The organism is Pseudarthrobacter sp. NPDC058362 (assembly GCF_042723515.1).
In the GTDB taxonomy this organism is placed as follows: domain Bacteria; phylum Actinomycetota; class Actinomycetes; order Actinomycetales; family Micrococcaceae; genus Arthrobacter.
The window spans coordinates 202107-214966 of the sequence record NZ_JBHXIW010000004.1 but is presented as its reverse complement, the minus strand read 5'-3'; the positions used below and the strand labels follow the sequence as shown (position 1 = coordinate 214966).

The window sequence follows — 12860 nt, the reverse complement described above, 5'->3', positions numbered from 1 at the left end:
GCCAGCCACCGTCAATGCTATAGGTTCGGCAGAGGGCCGACCAACGCGGCCTCGGGGACGGGCAGCGTCTCCGGGCGGGCAAGGTCCCAGGCCATGCTGGCGCTGAGGCTGATTCCCCGCGGCCCCGTCCGGCGGGTGGTCCCCCGGATCAGCAGCAACCGGGTGCCGAACAGGAGCGGGCCGGCGCTTTCCTGGGCCTCGTGGAAGAAGACCGAGTCGATGCATCCGGTGCCGTCGTCGATGCTGATGAACACCACCCTCCTGCCTCCGCGCATGGGAGGCGTCTGGGTGGCCACGCGCACCCCCGCCACCAGTACTTCGGTGCCGTTGCGCAGGCCCAGCAGCTTGTCCGCCGTTGTCACCCCCAGGCCGTCCAGCAGCGGCCGGTGGCTGTCCATTAGGTGGCTGCTGACATCCACGGCCAGCAGGTCCAGTTCCGCGCGGACATTGTCCGCCAGGGTGGGCGCGGGAAGGCCTGGCCGGACGTTGCGCAGTTCGATATCGCCCAAGGGCAGGGCCAACTGGCCCTCGAGGACTTCCCTGCCTTTCCGCGCGCTGCCCGGGGCGGACAGCTCCTGCAGGTGGTGTACCAGGTCGGCCCGATTTGCCGTGCCGCCGGCTTCCCGGTGCAGGGAGTCAAAAGCGCCCAGCTGGGCCAGCCGTTTGATGTTCGGCTTGCTGACCCTGGCCCGGGCACGGAGATCGGCCAGGCAATCGTAGGGCTGGCCCGCAACAATCCGCTTAAGTTCGGTAGCGGACAGGCCGTAGATTCCATTCAGGCTGAGCCGGATGCCCAGTTTTCCGCTATCAGGACCGGACAGGATCCGTTCCACCCGGTACTCGGCGAGGCTGCGGTTGATGTCCAGGGGAAGGATGGGGATGCCCATCCGCCGCGCTTCAGCCACGAGCAGCCGCTTGGGGTACATTCCCGGATCGTGCTCCCACAGCCCGGCCAGGAAGGCCTCCGGATGGTGCGCCTTGAGCCAGGCCGACTGGTAGGTGGGCACGGCAAAGGCGGCACCGTGTGCTTTGCAGAACCCGAAGCTGCCAAAGGATTTGAGGGTCCCCCAGACCTTGTCCACCACTTCCGGGGCGTAGCCGTTTTTCCGTGCTTCCCTGCGGAAGAATTCCTCCACCCCCAGCTCGAGGGCTTCATTGCCCAGGGCCCGGCGGAATTCGTCTGCCCGCGCCAGGCCGCAGCCGGTCATGACATCGAAGGTCTTCAGGATCTGTTCGTGGAAAACGGTGACCCCGTGCGTTTCCGCCAGCACGGGCTTCAGGTCCGGGTGCGGGTAGACCTCGGGGGCGAACCCGTGCCGGTGTTCCAGGAAAGGCCGCACCATGTCCGATTTCATGGGCCCCGGCCGGAACAGTGAAATGTCGATGATGAGATCGTTGAACTCGCGCGGCGCCATTTTGCCGATCAGCTCCCGCTGCCCCGGGGACTCGATCTGGAAACAGCCCAGGGTGTGGGTACTTCGGATGAGTTCGAACGTGGCTTCGTCATCCAGGGGCACGGCGTTGAGGTCGATGTGGCCGTTGTCCGCAATGTAGTCGGGCCCGGAGCCGTCAGGTCCGGGCCCATGGCGGCCCGCGGACACCACGTCCGCCTTGCCGGAATGGACGCGGATGACCTCCCGGACGGCAAAGGCCATGGCACTTTGCATCCGGACGCCCAGCACGTCTAGCTTGAGCATTCCCATGGGATCCATGTCGTGCTTGTCGAACTGGCTCATGGGCAGCCCGAGGCCGCTGGGCTGCACGGGGGTGCGGTCCAGCAGGGTGGCGTCCCCCAGGATCACCCCGCACGGGTGCATGGAGATGTGGCGGGGCAGCCGGTCCAGACGTTCGGTAAGGTCCACCAGCATGTCCAGCTGCTGGTTCCCGTCCGCGTCCCGCTGCTCCAGGCGGCCGGCGAACCCGCGCAGCTCCGGCTTCTCCTGGAGCGCCTCACGGAACTTTCCGGCCGAAAACCGCCACAGCTGCTTGGCGATCTCCCCCACTTCACCGTCATCCATTCCCAGGGCAAGCCCCGCGTCCCGGACCGCGCCGCGGGCACGGTAGCCGTTCTGCATGCTCATCAGCGTGACCCGCTCCGCGCCGAAGCGTTCGAAGATCCGGTGGTAGACGTTGTGGCGTTCGGCGCTTTCGACGTCGATATCAATATCCGGCAGGGTGGCCCGGTCCCGCGACAGGAACCGCTCGAAAATCAGGTCGTGCTGCAGGGGGTTCACGTGGCTGACCTCGATGAGGTAGTTGACCAGGCTGGACGCACCCGACCCACGTGCAGCGGCGCGGACCCCCATGTCCTGGATCATCCTGGACACTTCTGCCACGGTCAGGAAGTAGGCGGAAAAACCCAGGTTCCGGATGATGCCCAATTCATGTTCCAGACGGGCCAGCATGTCCCGTTCGGCTGACCCGGCGATACCGGGGAATCTCCTGCCGATTCCGGCGTGGCAGCGCTGGATCAGCTCCGCATGCGGGTCCTGGCTAATGCCAAGGACGGATGCCTCGGGAACCACCGGCTGTTTCCAGCCCATGTCCGATACCTGATCGATCCGGCAAAGGTCAGCGAGCGCCTCGGTCTGCGCCATGAGCTGTCTAAGGTCCGCGGCGCCGTAGCCGGCGGCGGAGATGATTTCCTTGCCCAGTTGGAGCATCTGGGCGGATGTTTTCAGCCAGCCCCGGCCGGTGGGCTGCAGCAGCGGTTCGCCGGCGAGCTCCGGGAGGGATTTCAGGGTGCGGGCCGAGTCCAGGACGTCCGCGGTGGGCGCCCCGTCGGCGGCGCAGTACCTGACGGAGTTGGTGAGAATGGCAGGGATGCGGTGCTCTTCTGCGAGCTTGAGCATGCGGACGGCGTGGGCCGTGCTGAGCGGCGTCCCGGGGGGGCTGAGCTGGGAGACGATTTCGGTTACCACGGTCCCGGCGGGCATGGCATCCAGCCATTGTTTGAAGAGGGTGCGGGGGCGCAGGTACCGCCGTCCGCCCATGGCACGGCCCACATCCGAGTCAGGACCGATCAGCACGGTGAGGACGGGTTTAAGGGTGTTTGGATCCAGGGTGCGCGAGGCGAGTTCCGCGCGGGTGACGGCGGCCGGGACCGCTCCCCCGGATTTGCCCGAGGTACGGGCGTGGGCGTCCGACACCAGGCGGCACAGTGCGCGGTAGCCTGCACCGTTGTTGTTTCCGCGCGCCAGTACCACCACCCTGCCGGAAACCTGGGTGCGGTGGTCCCCGTCATCGTCGAAAACTGCGAGGTCCACCCCGACGATGGGGTCGATGCCTGCGGCCATGCAGGCTTTGAGGTGCTTGACGGTTCCGTAGAGTCCGTCCCGGTCCGTGCAGGCGAGCGCAGTTGCCCCGTCTGCCGCGGCGGCCTGGGCGAGTTCGTCGGGCCAGGAGACCCCGTAGTGGGCGCTGAAGGCGGTGGAGACGTGGAGGTGGGTAAAGCTCATGCTGTCCGGGGCCGCCGCAGTGCGTCGTGGATGCGCAGGAGCCGCCAGCGGCCGCTGCCGGTGTGGCGGGAGAGGTCCAGGGTGAGCGGCTCCCCCGCGGTGCCCGGACCGGAGACTTCCGTATCGGCGGCGGGAAGGACCTGGACCCGCCAGATTTCATGGTCCACCAGGCCAGGGCCGCCGCCCAGGGGTGCGCGCCGTTCCTCCGCCCACCATTGGCGGCGCTCGTACCAGCGGACCGGTTCTGCGCAGATTGTGTATGACCGCCCGTCCCACCGGAGTTCCCGGGGCTCGCCGTCCGGAGAGCACGCCACATCCACGGATTCACTGAACAGACCCATGGCTGCCTCCCGGACGAACGGATTATTCGAACACATATTCGAATACTCCCAGTCTACGACGGGGGCAGGACAAAACCTAGACGGGGGTGGACTGACGGTGCGGCAGGGAGCAGGATGGAGCCATGAGCACCGATGACGCACTCCTCAAGCAGGCCAGCCTCACAACGCAGGACTCCACAGCCATCGCCACTTTTGACATAGACGGCAGCATCCCCGGTTCCGGCGCTTATGTAGTCGGCCTGATGGGGGCCACTCCGGACTACTCCGCACAGCGGCGGCTGTGTATCGAATTCATGAACGGGGAGGCTATCGCCTTCTACTCCTTCAACCGCGACCAGGGCATCGAAGAGGATTATGACCTTTCCGGCGTGACCCATTCCGCCAACAGCATTACCGGCCAGTTCCCGCTCGCTGCCATCAATGGGCTGGGCGAGGGCCATGTCATGACCGCCTTCAGCGAAGCGGACGGAAGGGACTTTCAGTCCGGCGTGCCGGTCTCCGAGTCCCTTTAGGGAGGAGCACCTGCTCCCTCTGGAGATTCCCGGTCTCTGGAGATTCCCGGTTCCTCTGAAAACAGGGGCTCTAGCCGTTGCCCTTGTGCACGCGCATTTCGAGTTCGATGAACCCGGAGATCATGGCCCGGTAGGTGGATTCGACGATGTCCGGGTCGATATCCTTCTTCTCCGCGGCTGAGCGGACGTGCTCGATGATCCGTTCCACGCGTCCGGGTGCGCGCACTTCGGCGTCGTCACCCTTAAGCGTTCCGGCGATGCGGATGAGCCGTTCGCGGCGGGCGATGAGGGTGACGATCTGGTCATCCACCTCATCGACGGCGATCCGCACGGCAGCAAGCTGCTCCTTGTCCGCCGCGGCGTCCCTATCATTTCCTTGAATTGTCGCCATCGTCTGACAGTATCGAAGCATGCAACCCCGAGTCGACTTCATCTCGCTAGGTGTCCGCAATGTTGCCGCGTCCCGCGCGTTCTACGTGGAAGGGCTGGGCTGGCCCGTCCACCGTGAGCTGGACGGCGATGTGGTATTCATCCAGGTCAACCACGGGCTGGTCCTGTCCCTGTGGGACGCCGTGCAGATGCAGGCGGAGGCCGGCGTCAATGCTCCTGGACCGGTTCCCTGCATTACGCTCAGCCACAACCTGCCCGGCACCGACGAGGTGGACAGGGTCATGGCCGAGGCGGCCGCTGCCGGCGCAACCATCATTGCCGAGCCGGTCACCCAGCCCTGGGGCGGGTACAGCGGCTACTTCGCGGACCCGGACGGCTTCCGCTGGGAAGTTGCCTACAACCCTTCCTGGTCAGTGGACGACGACGGTTCGGTCACCGTCTGAGCGCCGCCCGCCGCGGGAAGAGGCTGCTTGAGCGGGAGCCGGAATGGGCAGCTAGAACAGCGCCTCCACCGGCCTGATGAGCTCAGGCCCGTTATTGCGCACGTTGCCCACGTCCCGGCCAACCGTTTCCACTTTCCAGTCCGCGGCCACGTCCCGCACGCGCGCCCGGACGAGGTCCACCAGTTCCGCGGCGTCGTCGGCAGCCGGATCGAGCCAGGCATGCATGGTGTCTTTGTCCATGGGCAGCGGCACCCGGTCATGCAGCTCCGTCAGCTTGCCGAAAACGGTCGATTCCGTACCCGGTGGTGGGGTGTCCGCCGTCAGGATGGACGTGGAGAGCAGCCAGCGTGCCGGCTCCCCGTCCGGCGTGGAGGGGTCCTTCCACCATTCGTAGAGGCCGGCGAAGGCCAGCCCGTGGTCCGTTCCGGGGTGTACGTAGTAGGGCTGCTTCGTCTTGCCGGGCCCCTGCTTCCATTCGTAATAGCCGTCCGCCGGGACGGCGCAGCGCCGGGACCGGATGGCCTTACGGAAGGCGGGCTTCTCCAGCACCGATTCGCTCCGGGCATTGATCATCCGCGACCCGATCGACGGGTCCTTCGCCCAGGAGGGCACCAGCCCCCAGCGGGCCACGTGCAGCTGGCGCACCTGCCGTGGCGCTGCTCCGCCGTCCTCCACCAGCCGCTCCAGGACGATGGGGACATCGTCGGTCGGCGCCACGTTCCACGACGGCGGGATGTGCACCTCGTCCTCCAGGGTGGCGTCGAATTCGGCCAGCAGGTCACCCACGGCACGTGCCATCACGTAGCGTCCACACATGGTTCCAGCATGCCACCGGCCACCGGACGGAGGAAACAGCGGCCGGGAATAGCGTCGGGCACGATACCGTTGACGCCGACGGACCCCATTACCAACAGCAAGGAGAGCCCCGTGGATTTCACTCCCGAATCCGGCACTATCACCATGTTTTCCACCACCTGGTGCGGCTACTGCAACCGACTGAAGAAACAGCTGGACGCGCACGGCATCGGGTACACCGAGATCAATATCGAGGAAGTGGACGGCACCGCCGAGCTCGTGGAGCAGCTTAACGGGGGCAACCGCACGGTTCCCACGGTCCTTTTCCCGGACGGCTCCGCCGCCACCAACCCCTCTGCCGCCGAGGTCAAGACCCGCCTGGCGGCGTAGCGGAAGGCGCCCGAAACGGGGCGTGTGATAGACAGAACGGGACCGGCGGTGCGCTGCCGGTCCCGTTCTGTCTATCTGCATGAGGGAGCTTCCGTGGTCCATAAAGTCAAAGGTGTCATCGCCCGCTCCAAGGGTGCGCCCGTCACTCTGGAAACCGTCCTGGTTCCCGAACCGGGGCCGGGCGAGGCGCTCGTCGACATCCTCACCAGCGGCGTCTGCCACACCGACCTGCACTACAAGCAGGGCGGCATCAGCGACGACTTTCCGTTCCTGCTGGGCCACGAAGCCACCGGCGTGGTCAGCGCAGTCGGACCCGATGTCACCAATGTGGTCCCCGGTGACCGGGTGGTCCTGAACTGGCGTGCCGTCTGCGGCACGTGCCGCGCCTGCAGCCGCGGCGAGGCGCAGTACTGCTTCAACACCCACAACGCCACCCAGAAGATGACCCTCGAGGACGGCACGGAACTGTCCCCGGCCCTGGGCATCGGCGCGTTCATCGAAAAGACCCTCGTTGCCGCAGGCCAGTGCACCAAGGTGGACCCGGAAGCGGATGCCGCTGCCGTCGGCCTGCTGGGTTGCGGCGTCATGGCCGGCATCGGCGCCGCGATCAACACCGGCGGCGTCAAGCGCGGCGACTCCGTGGCCGTGATCGGCTGCGGCGGAGTCGGGACCGCCGCCATCGCCGGCGCGGCGCTCGCCGGCGCCACCACGGTCATCGCCGTCGACATCGACGCCCGGAAGCTGGAACGCGCCAAGGAACTGGGCGCCACCCACGCCGTGGACTCGTCCGCCACCGACCCCGTGGAAAGAATCCGCGAGCTCACCGGCGGGTTCGGCGCCGACGTGGTGATTGACGCCGTCGGACGCCCTGAAACCTACAAGCAGGCGTTCTACGCCCGCGACCTTGCCGGCACCGTGGTCCTGGTGGGCGTGCCCACCCCGGAGATGACCCTTGAGTTGCCGCTCCTGGACGTCTTTGGCCGCGGCGGATCCCTGAAGTCTTCCTGGTACGGAGACTGCCTGCCCTCCCGGGACTTCCCCATGCTGGTGAGCCTCTATCAGCAGGGCAAGCTGGACCTGGATGCGTTCGTCACGGAGCGGATCAGCATCGAACAGGTAGAAGAAGCGTTCGACAAGATGCACGCAGGCACCGTCCTCCGTTCGGTGGTGGAACTGTGACCGCCCGGATCGACCGCCTGGTCACCTCCGGCACGTTTTCGCTCGACGGCGGCACCTGGGACGTGGACAACAACGTCTGGATCGTGGGCGATGACAGCGAATGCGTGGTGATCGATCCCGCGCACGACGCCGACGCCGTGGCCGCCGCAGTGGGGGCCCGCCGCCTCAAGGCCATCCTGCTGACCCACGGCCACGACGACCACATCAGCTCCGTCGCACAGCTGCGTGACCTCGTCCCGGCGCCGGTGCACCTCCACCCGGCCGACCTGATGCTGTGGCAGAGCGTCTACCCGGACACGGAACCCGACCGCACCATCAGCGACGGTGAGGTGTTCGAGGTGGCCGGGCTCGCGCTCAAAGCCCTGCACACCCCTGGCCATTCCCCCGGCTCGGTGTCCTTCCACGTGGTGGAGGGGCCAGGCGGCGAAAGCACCGTGTTCACCGGGGACACGCTGTTCCAGGGCGGACCGGGAGCCACCGGCCGGTCCTACAGCGACTTCCCCACCATCATCGAGTCCATCCGCAGCCGGCTGTTGCCGCTGCCGGCGGACACGGTGGTCCGGACCGGCCACGGCGACAGCACCACCATCGGCGCCGAAGCGCCGCACCTGGACGAATGGATCGCCCGCGGCCACTGAGCCGGATCCCGCCCGCGGGAGCTGAGCCCCGGACCCGCGCGGGTCACGCCTCCAGACTGCTGAAGGGAGCAGACACCAGGGTGGCGTGGCCCGCGTACGTTTCCAGCAGGGCCCTTTCCACGGCGTCCACGTCGAGGCCGGGCACCAGGTCGTCCGCTGCCCCGGCCGTGGACGGTTCCCACTCCAGGCCGAGCGCAGCATAGGTGTCCGTCAGGACCTTCCGGATGGGAGCGGAATCCTGCACCACGACCACTGAGCTGAACAGCCACCCGCCGGCCACCACGCGCTGCGCGGTGCCCACGAGTTTGATCTGCGTGCCGTCTGTGGGGTCGGTGCCATGCACGCTGAATTCGCCAGGGCAGTACTCGCCGGGAATCTCGCCTACGGCTGCCTGCACCCCAACGCGGCCCAGGGCGTCGGCGAACAGTTCGCCGAAGTAGCCAAACCGGGTCTTCGATCCGGCGATGGCGTCCGGGTCCGGTTCAATGTGGTCCACCACCAGGGTGCCACGGTGGTAGGCCGCTGCCCGCCCGCCGGCCCGGCGGACCAGGGGTTCGAATCCGTCCTCGCGGCAGGCCTGTTCAGCCGCCCTGAAGCCGGGCAACCGGGTGTCACGCTGGCCGAACGCCACCGTGGGTTCCGGCCGGTACAGGCGCAGCGTGGGTCCCAACCCGCCGGCCTTGGCACGGGCCAGCAGCTCGAGGCCGAACTCCAGGTCCCGGCCGGCGCCCAGCGTCGTTTCCTGCCGCACCACCGTCAGCGTGCGTCCTTCCGGCCCGGCGTGCTGCATGTTGCTAAGCTCCCTTATGGTCATCTTGCAATTCCTCGTTGTTGCCGCCGCCTTCGCCGTAATTGACGCCGTCTGGCTCAAGCTCATGAACCCGTTCTACCGCAGCCACATCGGGGAGCTGCTGGCGGACAAGCCACACCTAGGTTACGCGGTGGCGTTCTACGTCCTTTACATCGCGGGCATCGTCTTCTTTGCGCTTCGTCCAGCGCTCGACGGCGGCACCTGGCTGACAGCGCTGGGCTACGGTGCCGCATTGGGCGCCTTCGCCTACGCCACCTATGACCTGACCAACGCCGCCACCCTCAAGGTGTGGCCGTTGCGGCTGGTGCTGGTGGATATTGCCTGGGGTGCGGCGCTGACCGGCCTGTCCACCGTGGCCGGCTGGCTGGTCTTCCACAACAGGGCCTAAGGGGCGGCGCCCGCCGCGGAGGTTAGGGTGCAGGGGTTCAGGTGCGGCGCAGCGTCAGGATCTGCTCGGCCCGGCCAAACGGCCCCTGCAGGTCGTGCAGCACCGTGGATGTCAGTCCGATCCCGTCCCGGCCAAAGGACACAGCGTTGTCCAGTCCCAGCCATTCGCCTTCCGGACGGCGGTACATATGGATCTGCAGGTCCAGGTTAGGAAAGGCGTAGCTGTCCTTGCCCGGGGGGACGCGGGCCGCAATGCCGTTGGCCGTATCCACCATGCCCATCAGCCGCGCCAGGTCGCCGCTGTCCGACCGGTCCGTCAGAGGGTGTTCGGTGCGGAGCCAGACCTTGCCCGCGCCGGCGCGGTGACCTTCAGCCACGCGCATCTCAAGCGAGCGGATATAACCGCCTGGCCAGACGGCGGACCCGTCGTAGGGCTTGCATTCGTCCGGCCCGGGAATCGCGGCGTCCTCCACGGCGGCAACGGCGGAGGTGTCCGAGGTGGCCATGCGCCAGGCCGTGGCACGGATGGCAGTGCGGCCGTTGGCCACAAGTTCAGCCTGGACCAGTTCGATGGTCCGGCCGGGACGGAGCGTGGTCGTTTCAATATGGAAATCCCCGCCAGGGATCAGGCCCAGTATTTCGTAGCTGATCCGGGCCATCCGCATGTCTTCGCGCGGTTCGTGCCGTTCCAGCCGGTCGACCAGCAGGCCGGACGCCGGCGCCATGTGCTGCTCGTGCACGTTCCACGCGCCCTGGGCGTGGATTGTGGAACGGAACCGGCCGCCGTCGAGCTCCTGGTAGTAGAAATGTCCCTCAGCCAGTTCAGGCAGGTCTGTGGTCACCCTTGGCCCCTTCTGCATACTTAAGTGAATCGGCACTAACTCTAACGGCTTGCCGAAAACATCCCTCCGCCGGGACTCGCCGAAATGTTGGAGTCCGGCGGGGCCTCTCTGGGTAGACTCAGGATCTGGGTCCTGTCAGCAACCCTCGGAAGAGGTGTTTCATGCGCGTTATCAGCTACAACCTCCGCAAACACAAGGCCAGCGGGGAGCTCCTGGCGTTGGCCCGGAACCATGACATCGATGCGATGTGCCTCCAGGAGGTGGATTCCAGCGACCTGCCGGAGACGCTGGGACCGCTGCATCTGGCGGATGCCACCAAGGGAAACCGGCTGGGGCTGGCCATCTATTACCGCACCAGCCGCTTCACCGCGATCAATACGCAGTCCTTTGCGCTGAAGAAGTCGATGCATGACCGGGTGCTGGCGCCGGCACATGAGCGGCTGATCGGCACGCGGGTCATGGACAACGAGACCCAGCACGAGCTGGTGATCGGTTCGTTCCACGCGGCCCCGCTGACAGCGTCCAACTCGCTGCGCCGCAAGCAGATCCATGCTGCCCACGCGGAACTCCTGAGCATGGGCAAGGGCCTGATGACGCTGATGGTGGGCGATTTCAACTACCCGTTCTTCACCAAGAACCTGGACATGCATATGAAGAACTCGGGCTACGCCCTGTCGCTGAGCAACCGCCGGACGTACACGCGGTACAAGGTGTTCAAGGGCCACTTCGACTTCGCCACGTCGCTGGGACTGGACATCCAGAGCGTGGAGACCCTGCCGCGCGGCAATTCAGACCACCTGCCCATCCTGGTGACGGCAGAGTACGGCCCGGACTTCTAGTCCGGGTCTCCTAGGCCTCCAGGCGTTTGCGCAGCTCCGGCCAGGCGGCAGCGAAACCGGGGTGCAGTTCCTTCTGCTCGACGCCGGCCAGCGGCACCCAGAGCAGTTCGATGCTTTCGGGGTCGCTGATCACGGGTTCGAACGGCTCGCGCGCCAGCACCACCACGGTGGTGTAGGACCAGTAGCCCAGGTCCAGCACGGAGGTGAAGAGGACGTCAACGTTCGACGCCGGCACGGCGGCTTCCTCCCACGCCTCACGGAGGGCGCCTGCGACAGCCTCTTCCCCCTCGTGCAGCGCGCCTCCGGGCAGGCCCCAGGTGCCGCCGTTGTGGCTCCAGACGGCCCGGTGCTGCAGCAGGACGCCTTTCGCAGGGTCGTAGGCGAGCACGCCCGCGGCTCCGAACCGGCCCCAGAACCGCCCCCGGTCGCCTTCCACCCAGGCGTCGCCGGGGTTGCGCGGGCCGGTGCGGACGGGCGGCGTGGAAGCCAGTGAGTGATCCATGCGCACCAGTCTGACAGGCGCACCCTGCGCGGCGCACCCGTTCGTAACACTGCGGGACTAGTTGCCGTGCCCGCGGTCGACGGCGAAATCGCCTCCGGGATACATGACAGTTTCGTGGCCGTCGTCGAAACGGACCAGGTATGGCGGAGTTCCGCCCGGCCCGCGGACTTCCACGATGACGCCGTGCCGGTCGGAGGACCCGACGTTCCGTCCGTGCACGATGATGCGGTCTCCCTGCGCTGCCTCCATCGCAATCACCTCCAGTCCCAGATTACGACTGGGAGCAGGCGCGCGACAGGGTCACCCCGCCGGTTCCCCGTCCGGCCGGATTGCGGGGTTGGCAGCCAGCGCCTCAGTGCCTAGGGTAGAACTCGTAAGCCTACTTACTTTCGGTGCGAAGCATCCCAGTCGTCAGGAGGACACCCATGACCGACCAATACACCTTCCGCAATCCGGTCACCGCGTACGAGGAAATCTCGCCTCCGAAGCAGCACCAGCCGGAGCCGGGCCTGGATGCGGCCCTGGTTCCCAAGGCCGACTTGGGCGAAGACACGTACCGCGGAACCGGCCGCCTGGAGGGCCGCAAGGCCATCGTGACCGGCGCCGACTCCGGCATCGGCGCAGCAACGGCGATCGCATTCGCCCGGGAAGGGGCCGACGTCGTCCTTTCCTACCTGCCCGAGGAAGAGGAGGACGCCGAGCGCATCGCCGGACTCATCGAGGCGAGCGGCCGTAAGGCCATCAAGGTACCCGGCGACCTCAAGGATCCGGCCATGTGCCGGGAGGTGGTGGACACGGCTGTGTCCGTCCTGGGCAGCATCGACATCCTCGTTAACAACGCCGGCAAGCAGGTGGCCCAGGAGGAACTGGCGGGCATCACGGATGAGCAGTTCGACCACACACTCAAGACCAACGTGTATGCCATGTTCTGGCTGACCAAGGCTGCCCTGCCGCACATGCCGGCCGGGTCAACGATCATCAACACCACCTCCATCCAGGCCTACAACCCTTCTCCGACACTGATCGATTACGCCACCACGAAGGCGAGCATCAACAACTTCACCAAGGGCCTGGCCCAGCAGCTCGCGCCACAGGGTATCCGGGTCAATGCGGTGGCGCCGGGTCCCATTTGGACGCCGCTGCAGGTGAGCAGCGGCCAGCCGAAGGAGAAGCTGCCGGATTTCGGGCAGTCCACTCCCCTGGGCCGCGCCGGCCAGCCCGCCGAACTGGCACCCGCCTATGTCTTCCTGGCCTCACCGGAGTCCAGCTACGTGGTGGGCGAAACGCTCAATGTTAACGGCGGCAACCCCACCCCGTAGGACATACCCCGCCC

Annotated in this window: 16 protein-coding genes; 8 read left to right on the top strand and 8 right to left on the bottom strand. The window is 66.7% G+C overall.

The window, feature by feature from the left end:
• Window positions 1-17: 17 nt before the first annotated feature.
• Both ACFWIX_RS10720 and ACFWIX_RS10715 read right to left on the bottom strand, forming a co-directional pair.
• Complete coding sequence (locus ACFWIX_RS10720; RefSeq protein ID WP_377216097.1) at window positions 18-3458, bottom strand: DNA polymerase III subunit alpha; 3441 nt, start codon at window positions 3456-3458, stop codon at window positions 18-20.
• A complete protein-coding gene (locus ACFWIX_RS10715) occupies window positions 3455-3799 on the bottom strand; it encodes a DUF6504 family protein (protein WP_377216096.1) in 345 nt (114 codons plus the stop codon). The genes ACFWIX_RS10720 and ACFWIX_RS10715 overlap by 4 nt, the downstream gene beginning before the upstream one ends.
• Before the next feature lie 122 nt (window positions 3800-3921).
• Between ACFWIX_RS10715 and ACFWIX_RS10710 the strand changes: the two genes are divergently transcribed.
• The gene (locus ACFWIX_RS10710; RefSeq protein ID WP_377216095.1) at window positions 3922-4311 is read left to right on the top strand and encodes a hypothetical protein; all 390 of its coding nucleotides are present in this window, start codon (window positions 3922-3924) and stop codon (window positions 4309-4311) included.
• Window positions 4312-4381: 70 nt separating this feature from the next.
• Here the strand turns inward: ACFWIX_RS10710 and ACFWIX_RS10705 are convergent, their stop codons facing one another.
• Window positions 4382-4702: a chorismate mutase gene (locus ACFWIX_RS10705; RefSeq protein WP_377216094.1), complete on the bottom strand. Its 321-nt coding sequence runs from the start codon at window positions 4700-4702 to the stop codon at window positions 4382-4384.
• A 19-nt stretch (window positions 4703-4721) separates the two neighbouring features.
• Here ACFWIX_RS10705 and ACFWIX_RS10700 point away from each other — a divergent pair, with 19 nt between their 5' ends.
• The gene (locus ACFWIX_RS10700) at window positions 4722-5144 is read left to right on the top strand and encodes a VOC family protein (protein ID WP_377216093.1); all 423 of its coding nucleotides are present in this window, start codon (window positions 4722-4724) and stop codon (window positions 5142-5144) included.
• 51 nt (window positions 5145-5195) lie between these two features.
• On the opposite strand, the gene ACFWIX_RS10695 is transcribed toward ACFWIX_RS10700, so the two are convergent.
• A complete protein-coding gene (locus ACFWIX_RS10695; RefSeq protein WP_377216092.1) occupies window positions 5196-5960 on the bottom strand; it encodes an SOS response-associated peptidase in 765 nt (254 codons plus the stop codon).
• Window positions 5961-6071: 111 nt separating this feature from the next.
• Between ACFWIX_RS10695 and ACFWIX_RS10690 the strand changes: the two genes are divergently transcribed.
• The 3 genes from ACFWIX_RS10690 to ACFWIX_RS10680 all read left to right on the top strand — a co-directional run bounded on the left by ACFWIX_RS10690 (window position 6072) and on the right by ACFWIX_RS10680 (window position 8146).
• On the top strand, window positions 6072-6329 hold the full coding sequence (locus ACFWIX_RS10690; protein WP_377216091.1) for a mycoredoxin: 258 nt from the start codon (window positions 6072-6074) through the stop codon (window positions 6327-6329).
• Window positions 6330-6422: 93 nt separating this feature from the next.
• The gene (locus ACFWIX_RS10685) at window positions 6423-7508 is read left to right on the top strand and encodes an S-(hydroxymethyl)mycothiol dehydrogenase (RefSeq protein ID WP_377216090.1); all 1086 of its coding nucleotides are present in this window, start codon (window positions 6423-6425) and stop codon (window positions 7506-7508) included.
• Entirely contained in the window at window positions 7505-8146 is a 642-nt protein-coding gene (locus ACFWIX_RS10680; RefSeq protein WP_377216089.1) for an MBL fold metallo-hydrolase, read from the top strand. The genes ACFWIX_RS10685 and ACFWIX_RS10680 overlap by 4 nt, the downstream gene beginning before the upstream one ends.
• Before the next feature lie 43 nt (window positions 8147-8189).
• On the opposite strand, the gene ACFWIX_RS10675 is transcribed toward ACFWIX_RS10680, so the two are convergent.
• On the bottom strand, window positions 8190-8960 hold the full coding sequence (locus ACFWIX_RS10675; RefSeq protein WP_377216088.1) for a biotin/lipoate A/B protein ligase family protein: 771 nt from the start codon (window positions 8958-8960) through the stop codon (window positions 8190-8192).
• On the opposite strand from ACFWIX_RS10675, the gene ACFWIX_RS10670 reads away from it, so the two are divergent.
• Window positions 8953-9345 (top strand): DUF2177 family protein, encoded by a 393-nt coding sequence (locus ACFWIX_RS10670; RefSeq protein WP_377216087.1) that lies wholly within the window; start codon window positions 8953-8955, stop codon window positions 9343-9345. The two genes, ACFWIX_RS10675 and ACFWIX_RS10670, sit on opposite strands and share 8 nt — an antisense overlap.
• Before the next feature lie 37 nt (window positions 9346-9382).
• On the opposite strand, the gene ACFWIX_RS10665 is transcribed toward ACFWIX_RS10670, so the two are convergent.
• Window positions 9383-10186 carry a thioesterase family protein gene (locus tag ACFWIX_RS10665; RefSeq protein WP_377216086.1) on the bottom strand — a complete coding sequence of 268 codons (804 nt, stop codon included), beginning with the start codon at window positions 10184-10186 and terminating at the stop codon, window positions 9383-9385.
• A gap of 161 nt (window positions 10187-10347) precedes the next feature.
• On the opposite strand from ACFWIX_RS10665, the gene ACFWIX_RS10660 reads away from it, so the two are divergent.
• Entirely contained in the window at window positions 10348-11025 is a 678-nt protein-coding gene (locus ACFWIX_RS10660; protein WP_377216085.1) for an endonuclease/exonuclease/phosphatase family protein, read from the top strand.
• Window positions 11026-11035: 10 nt separating this feature from the next.
• Here the strand turns inward: ACFWIX_RS10660 and ACFWIX_RS10655 are convergent, their stop codons facing one another.
• Together ACFWIX_RS10655 and ACFWIX_RS10650 are read right to left on the bottom strand one after the other, a co-directional pair.
• Window positions 11036-11527 carry an NUDIX domain-containing protein gene (locus ACFWIX_RS10655; RefSeq protein ID WP_377216084.1) on the bottom strand — a complete coding sequence of 164 codons (492 nt, stop codon included), beginning with the start codon at window positions 11525-11527 and terminating at the stop codon, window positions 11036-11038.
• Between the two features lie 57 nt (window positions 11528-11584).
• Complete coding sequence (locus ACFWIX_RS10650) at window positions 11585-11776, bottom strand: DUF1918 domain-containing protein (protein ID WP_377216083.1); 192 nt, start codon at window positions 11774-11776, stop codon at window positions 11585-11587.
• A 176-nt stretch (window positions 11777-11952) separates the two neighbouring features.
• On the opposite strand from ACFWIX_RS10650, the gene ACFWIX_RS10645 reads away from it, so the two are divergent.
• Window positions 11953-12846, top strand: a complete 894-nt coding sequence (locus tag ACFWIX_RS10645; protein ID WP_377216082.1) for a glucose 1-dehydrogenase — start codon at window positions 11953-11955, stop codon at window positions 12844-12846.
• Window positions 12847-12860 lie beyond the last annotated feature (14 nt).

Bases quoted from the DNA above. Each gene is read 5' to 3' on its own strand.
- ACFWIX_RS10700 (WP_377216093.1), top strand. From the start codon at position 4,722: ATGCAACCCCGAGTCGACTTCATCTCGCTAGGTGTCCGCAATGTTGCC.
- ACFWIX_RS10655 (WP_377216084.1), bottom strand. From the start codon at position 11,527: ATGGATCACTCACTGGCTTCCACGCCGCCCGTCCGCACCGGCCCGCGC.
- ACFWIX_RS10675 (WP_377216088.1), bottom strand. From the start codon at position 8,960: ATGACCATAAGGGAGCTTAGCAACATGCAGCACGCCGGGCCGGAAGGA.
- ACFWIX_RS10720 (WP_377216097.1), bottom strand. From the start codon at position 3,458: ATGAGCTTTACCCACCTCCACGTCTCCACCGCCTTCAGCGCCCACTAC.
- ACFWIX_RS10650 (WP_377216083.1), bottom strand. From the start codon at position 11,776: ATGGAGGCAGCGCAGGGAGACCGCATCATCGTGCACGGACGGAACGTC.
- ACFWIX_RS10695 (WP_377216092.1), bottom strand. From the start codon at position 5,960: ATGTGTGGACGCTACGTGATGGCACGTGCCGTGGGTGACCTGCTGGCC.
- ACFWIX_RS10660 (WP_377216085.1), top strand. From the start codon at position 10,348: ATGCGCGTTATCAGCTACAACCTCCGCAAACACAAGGCCAGCGGGGAG.
- ACFWIX_RS10710 (WP_377216095.1), top strand. From the start codon at position 3,922: ATGAGCACCGATGACGCACTCCTCAAGCAGGCCAGCCTCACAACGCAG.
- ACFWIX_RS10670 (WP_377216087.1), top strand. From the start codon at position 8,953: ATGGTCATCTTGCAATTCCTCGTTGTTGCCGCCGCCTTCGCCGTAATT.
- ACFWIX_RS10645 (WP_377216082.1), top strand. From the start codon at position 11,953: ATGACCGACCAATACACCTTCCGCAATCCGGTCACCGCGTACGAGGAA.
- ACFWIX_RS10715 (WP_377216096.1), bottom strand. From the start codon at position 3,799: ATGGGTCTGTTCAGTGAATCCGTGGATGTGGCGTGCTCTCCGGACGGC.
- ACFWIX_RS10705 (WP_377216094.1), bottom strand. From the start codon at position 4,702: ATGGCGACAATTCAAGGAAATGATAGGGACGCCGCGGCGGACAAGGAG.